The organism is Streptomyces sp. NPDC037421 (assembly GCF_055602105.1).
On sequence record NZ_JBVJWV010000068.1, the window covers coordinates 1 to 5,282 of the forward strand.

At 72.4% G+C, this 5,282-nt stretch carries 6 protein-coding genes; 1 reads left to right on the top strand and 5 read right to left on the bottom strand.

Annotated elements, in window-relative coordinates; all coding sequences use genetic code 11:
• Positions 1-122 precede the first annotated feature (122 nt).
• From ACZ7IF_RS38755 to ACZ7IF_RS38775, 5 genes are all read right to left on the bottom strand, one after another.
• Positions 123-821, bottom strand: a complete 699-nt coding sequence (locus ACZ7IF_RS38755; RefSeq protein WP_470981674.1) for a DUF4191 domain-containing protein — start codon at positions 819-821, stop codon at positions 123-125.
• Positions 822-831: 10 nt separating this feature from the next.
• Positions 832-1,029 carry an SCO2195 family GlnR-regulated protein gene (locus ACZ7IF_RS38760; protein ID WP_267035224.1) on the bottom strand — a complete coding sequence of 66 codons (198 nt, stop codon included), beginning with the start codon at positions 1,027-1,029 and terminating at the stop codon, positions 832-834.
• 243 nt (positions 1,030-1,272) lie between these two features.
• Positions 1,273-2,220 carry a lipoyl synthase gene (gene lipA / locus ACZ7IF_RS38765; RefSeq protein ID WP_470981676.1) on the bottom strand — a complete coding sequence of 316 codons (948 nt, stop codon included), beginning with the start codon at positions 2,218-2,220 and terminating at the stop codon, positions 1,273-1,275.
• Positions 2,221-2,331: 111 nt separating this feature from the next.
• Complete coding sequence (gene lipB / locus ACZ7IF_RS38770; RefSeq protein ID WP_470981678.1) at positions 2,332-3,129, bottom strand: lipoyl(octanoyl) transferase LipB; 798 nt, start codon at positions 3,127-3,129, stop codon at positions 2,332-2,334.
• Positions 3,130-3,207: 78 nt separating this feature from the next.
• Positions 3,208-3,531: a hypothetical protein gene (locus ACZ7IF_RS38775; protein ID WP_470981680.1), complete on the bottom strand. Its 324-nt coding sequence runs from the start codon at positions 3,529-3,531 to the stop codon at positions 3,208-3,210.
• A gap of 173 nt (positions 3,532-3,704) precedes the next feature.
• Between ACZ7IF_RS38775 and ACZ7IF_RS38780 the strand changes: the two genes are divergently transcribed.
• Complete coding sequence (locus ACZ7IF_RS38780; RefSeq protein WP_470981682.1) at positions 3,705-5,144, top strand: regulator; 1,440 nt, start codon at positions 3,705-3,707, stop codon at positions 5,142-5,144.
• Positions 5,145-5,282: the final 138 nt, after the last annotated feature.

Here is a 5,282-nt window from a genome sequence, read left to right on the forward strand (position 1 = left end):
CCCCCCCCCCCCCCCCCCCTCCCCCCCCCCCCCCCCCCCCCCCCCCCCCCCCCCCCCCCCCCCCCCCCCCCCCCCCCCCCCCCCCCCCCCCCCCCGCCCCTGTGTGTATACGAGGAGTACGGTCAGCGCATCTTTCCGCCGCGCGGCATGCGCATGCCCTTGGGCATCGGGCCCTTCGGGACCGGCATGTTGCTCATGAGGTCACCCATGGCCCGGAGCTTGTCGTTGACCTGCGTGATCTGCGGGCCGGACAGGACGCGCGGCAGCTTCAGCAGCGTCGTGCGGACCTTCTTGAGCGGCACCTCGCCCTCGCCGGTGCCCACGATGAAGTCGTGGACCGGGATGTCGGGCATGATCCGGGCCATCTTCTTCTTCTCGGCCCCGAGCAGGGTCTTGACCCGGTTCGGGTTGCCCTCCGCGATCAGGACGACGCCCGCCTTGCCGACGGCCCGGTGGACGATGTCCTGGTTCCGGTTCATCGCGACGGCCGGAGTGGTGGTCCAGCCCCGCCCGACGTTGTCCAGTACGGCCGCGGCAGCACCCGGCTGCCCCTCCATCTGCCCGAAGGCAGCCCGCTCGGCCCGCCGCCCGAAGACGATCGCCATCGCGAGGAACGCCACCAGGAGGCCCAGGATGCCCAGGTACACCGGGTGGCCGATCAGGAAGCCGATCGCAAGAAAGACACCGAAGGTGACGATTCCCACGCCCGCGACGATCAGACCGACCTTCGGGTCGGCCTTGCGCGTCATCTTGTACGTCAGGGCGATCTGCTTCAGTCGCCCGGGGTTCGCAGCAGTCTCTGCGTTTGACTTCCTCGCCATAAGGCGAAGTTTACGTGTCCTGCGGGGTCCGGGTCGCCGCGGCCTCGAGTACGTGCTCGGTTTCCACGCGGTCCTTCGCCCGGCGTCGGTCCTCCAGGACGGCCGTCCAGGCATTGCGCCGGGCACCGCTCATGAGCAGCGATTCCAGGCCGCGGAAGGCCTCACTGAAGGACGGGATGGCGATGGCGCGGACTGGCGCGGCCTGCATGATGTCGACCCCTACTCTCGCTGCTCGCATCGATGGCGTGTGCGGTGCGTGGATCCAGCGTCACTGACTGGTGTTACCAGGGCATGACCGGTCGGTCAAATGTGATTGACACGTTGCAAAAACAGACGCGGCCCGCCGGGCTCCTCACACGAAAAGAGCCTAGGGGCCGCGTCGACGCGGTGTTACCGATTGGTAGCGTTTGTGCGTGACCTCACACGCACGCAGAGTCAGACGGTCGCCGGATCAGACGGCGGCGCGCTTCTCCATCGCCTGGTTGTAAAGGCGTCCCGCGCGGTACGAGGAGCGGACCAGCGGGCCCGACATCACACCGGAGAAGCCGATCTCCTCGGCCTCCTTCGCCAGCTCCACGAACTCGGCCGGCTTCACCCAGCGCTCCACGGGGTGGTGCCGCGGCGAGGGCCGCAGGTACTGGGTGATGGTGATGAGCTCGCAGCCGGCCGCGTGCAGGTCGCGCAGCGCCTCGCTGACCTCCTCGCGCTCCTCGCCCATGCCCAGGATCAGGTTGGACTTGGTCACCAGGCCGTACGCGCGGGCCTGCGTGATCACGTCCAGGGAGCGCTCGTAGCGGAAGCCCGGGCGGATGCGCTTGAAGATGCGCGGCACGGTCTCGACGTTGTGCGCGAAGACCTCGGGGCGGGAGGCGAAGACCTCCTCCAGCAGCTCCGGGACCGCGTTGAAGTCGGGGGCCAGCAGCTCGACCTTGGTGTGGCCGCCCTCGCGGCCGGCCGTCTGCTGGTGGATCTGGCGCACGGTCTCCGCGTACAGCCACGCGCCGCCGTCCGCCAGGTCGTCGCGGGCGACGCCGGTGATGGTGGCGTAGTTCAGGTCCATGGTGACCACGGACTCGCCGACGCGGCGCGGCTCGTCCCGGTCCAGGGCCTCGGGCTTGCCCGTGTCGATCTGGCAGAAGTCACAGCGCCGGGTGCACTGGTCGCCACCGATGAGGAAGGTGGCCTCGCGGTCCTCCCAGCATTCGTAGATGTTCGGACAGCCGGCTTCCTGGCACACCGTGTGCAGTCCTTCGCCCTTCACCAGGGCCTGCATCTTGGTGTACTCGGGACCCATCTTCGCCCGGGTCTTGATCCACTCGGGCTTGCGCTCGATGGGGGTCTGGCTGTTACGGACCTCCAGGCGCAGCATCTTGCGTCCGTCGGGTGCGACTGCGGACACGACCGGCTCCCTGTGACTTCGATTCTTCGGCGCCCACCAGGGTACGCCCGTAAATTCGTACGCTCTTACGTCCGCCAACCGGGGGCCGCCCGGACGCATTCCCCCGGCCTGTCAGGCTCCGGCGGCTTCGATCTCCCGCGGCTTCAGCTCCGCCTGCTCCAGCACGTCCTTCAGGTGCCGTTCGACGACCGGCAGCACCTCGGCGATGGTGACCTCGCGGCCCAGTTCGTACGAGAGCGAGGTCACACCGGCGTCCCGGATGCCGCACGGGATGATCCGGTCGAACCAGGTGCTGTCCGGGTTCACGTTCAGGGAGAAGCCGTGCATCGTGACGCCCTTGGCGACGCGGATGCCGATGGCGGCCAGCTTGCGGTCCTCGCGGCGCTGGCCGGCGTTGGACGGGGCGTACTCGGGGCCGTTGAGGCGGGCGTCGAACTCGTCGTCGCCCGTGCGCGGGTCGAAGTCCAGGGAGAGGCCGCCGATCCTCGGGCGCTCCTCCACGGGGTCGCCGAGCACCCAGACCCCGGAGCGGCCCTCGACCCGGGTGGTCTCCAGGCCGAAGTCGGCGGCGGTGCGGATGAGGGCGTCCTCCAGGCGGCGCACGTGGGCGACCACGTCGACGGGGCGGGGCAGCTTCATGATCGGGTAGCCGACCAGCTGGCCCGGGCCGTGCCAGGTGATCTTGCCGCCGCGGTCCACGTCGATGACCGGGGTCCCGTCCAGCGGGCGCTCGCTCGGGTCGGTGCGGCGGCCGGCGGTGTAGACCGGCTCGTGCTCCACCATCAGGCAGGTGTCGTCGATCTCGTCCGCGAAGCGGGCCGCGTGCACCCGGCGCTGCTCTTCCCAGGCCTCGGTGTACTCGACGGATTCCGCCCCGAAGCCCAGATGGACAAACCGAAGCTCAGTCACCGCAGCGCCTCCTCGTTGAACCTGCTGTGTGCACGTATCGCACTCCGGTCAAGAGTACGGCGACCCGTGAGCGGCCCTTCAGGGCCCCGGGACGGGCTTCGCCGCCGGACCGGCGGCGGCCCCCGGCCCGGCCTCCGGCGGCGGGGCGGCCGGCAGCCGGCGGGGGCGCCTGCGGCCCGCGGGCGGCCGGTCCGGGTCCTCGTCGGCCCTCGGCAGCCTGCGGTGGCCCTCGGAGTGGTCGTTGACCCAGCCGCACACCCCGCACGCGTAGCGTCCGTCCAGTCCCGCGATGTGGGTGCCGCAGCGGCGGCACTCCGCCTCGGTGAGCTCGGGGGCGGGCAGCGGGGCGGTGGATTCCGCGTACGGATCGGGGTGGTGTGCCCCGGGGGGCCGACGGGTCATGTGGCGCAGCGTACGCGGACCGGGTGGGTCGGTCCGTAAAGAGCCCTACCCATTCTGCACACGATCGGATGAATGTGGGGCAGAGAGGGCGGTGTGAGCGGAGTTGGCCGCTACATTCACGCCGTTCACAGGGCCGGGACCCCGGTCCGTCACGTACGGAAACCGTGGAGCCGATGACCGAACGACCTGCCCAGCGTGTCCCCAACCGGCAGCTCGCGGCACTGATCGCGGAAGCCGGGTTCTCCAACGCCGGGCTCGCCCGCCGTGTAGACCAGCTCGGTCTGGAACACGGTCTGGACCTGCGGTACGACAAAACGTCCGTGACCCGCTGGCTACGCGGCCAGCAGCCCCGCGGCACCACCCCGGCGCTGATCGCGGAGGTCTTCACGCGGCGCCTCGGGCGGCGGCTGTCGGCACAGGATCTGGGCCTGGACGCGTGCGCACCCGTGTACGCCGGGCTGGAGTTCGCGGCCACCCCGGAGGAGGCCGTGGACATCGCGAGCGGGCTGTGGCGCAAGGACTCCGGCTCGCACGCCGAGCTGCGCAAGATCGCCTTCACCCCGGCCGGGCTGGTGGTGCCCAGCCGGGACTGGCTCATCGGACGGGCCGACGAGCGCGTCGGCCGCGGCACCGACCCCGCCGCGCACCGGGTCCCCGCCCAGGGCCGCGCCTCGGTGCCCCGGCAGCGCCAGATCGACCGGGGGCCCGGACAGCGGGTGACCAGCGGGGACATCGCGGCGCTGCGCTCGGTGAGCGAGCTGTTCCGCACCCTGGACCACACCTACGGCGGCGGCCACGCCCGGCAGGCCCTGGTGCGGTACCTGGAGCACGAGGCCGAGCCGATGCTGCGCGGCACCTACGGGGAGACCACCGGGCGCCGGCTGTTCGCCGCGGCCGCCGACCTGACCCGGCTGGCGGGGTGGACCTCGTACGACATCGCCGCGCACGGGCTGGCCCAGCGGTACTTCGTCCAGGCGCTGAGGCTGGCGCAGGCCGCCGGGGACCGGCCGTACGGTTCCTACGTGCTGATCACGATGAGCCGTCAGGCGGTCTACCTGGGGCACGGCCGGGAGGCGGTGCAGCTGGCCCGGGTCGCCCAGCAGGGCGTGGGCTCGGGCCCGCCGCCGGTGGTGCAGTCGCTGCTGCACGCGTCGGAGGCGCGGGGGCACGCGGTGCTGGGCGAGGTGCGCGCGGCGACGGCCTCGCTGGTGCGGGCCGAGCGGGCGCTGGGCGCGGCCCGGCCGGGGGACGACGTACCGCACTGGGCGCGGCTGTTCGACGAAGGGCAGCTGGCGGACGAGTTCGGGCACTGCCACCGGGACCTCCAGCAGTACCGGGCCTCGGCCCAGCACGCGGAGCGCTCGCTCCAGCTGCGGGCGCCCGGCTTCGCGCGCTCGCGGCTGTTCTGCCGGGTGGTGCTGGCCACGGCGCGGCTGGGGCTGGGCGAGCTGGACCAGGCGTGCGCGCTGGCGGCGGAGGCGGCGCAGCAGGCGATGGAGATGCGGTCGGTGCGCGCGGTGGAGTACGTACGGGACTTCGAGCGGCGGCTGGAGCCGTACCGGGACGCGTCGGCGGTGCGGACGTACCGGGACCGGGTGTCGGCGCTGAACTGACCGGCCACGGGGGGGGGGGGGGGGGGGGGGGGGGACGGGGGGGGGGGGGGGGGGGGGGGGGAGGGGGAGGGGGGGGGGGGGAGGGGGGGGGGGGGAGGGGGGGGTGGGGAGGGGGGGGGGGGGGGGGGGGGAGCACGC